General features: G+C 67.7%; 2 protein-coding genes. Both read left to right on the top strand.

The window, feature by feature from the left end:
• On the top strand, positions 1-403 hold a 403-nt coding region (locus Q7C21_RS22915), incomplete at its 5' end, for a MerR family transcriptional regulator (protein ID WP_375151225.1).
• A partial coding sequence (locus Q7C21_RS22910) for a D-alanyl-D-alanine carboxypeptidase (protein ID WP_375151226.1) occupies positions 366-532 on the top strand: 167 nt, incomplete at its 3' end. The genes Q7C21_RS22915 and Q7C21_RS22910, both read left to right, overlap by 38 nt.

Raw genomic sequence — 532 nt, 5'->3', positions numbered from 1 at the left:
AAGCAGCACGGCCGCGACGTTCACGCCCGACACCGACACCGACACCGGCGCACCCGCCTCCTGTTCCGCGGCGCCCCGGCGGCACCCCCGCCCCGACGGCCAGGACCGCTACACGATCAGCGAGGTCGTCGCCTTCACCGGGCTGACCGCCCACACCCTGCGCTGGTCCGAGCGGATCGGCCTGATGTCCCACATCGACCGCTCGCACACCGGCCAGCGCCGCTACAGCAACCGCGACCTCGACTGGCTCGACTTCGTCGGCAAGCTCCGGCTGACCGGCATGCCCGTCGCCGACATGGTCCGCTACGCCGAACTGGTCCGCGCCGGCGACCACACCTTCGGCGACCGCCTCAACCCTCAAAGTCTTGACCGCGGCGGCAGCTCTAACGACACTCGGCCCTAACTATCGTGTTGACACTCGTGTTTTCAGCGATCCTGCAAACCCCGGAGTCGTTTACCTGCTCGGTGGTGGTGACCCGACGCTTTCGCGAACCGCGCCTGGCACTCAAAGTGTCTACAAGGATGCCCCGAA

Origin of the sequence: Pantoea sp. ANP04 (genome assembly GCF_041982285.1) — a bacterium.
GTDB lineage: Bacteria > Pseudomonadota > Gammaproteobacteria > Enterobacterales > Enterobacteriaceae > Pantoea > Pantoea eucalypti.
Note: the sequence above shows the minus strand (reverse complement) of the source record. Positions and strands in the feature narration are given on the sequence as shown.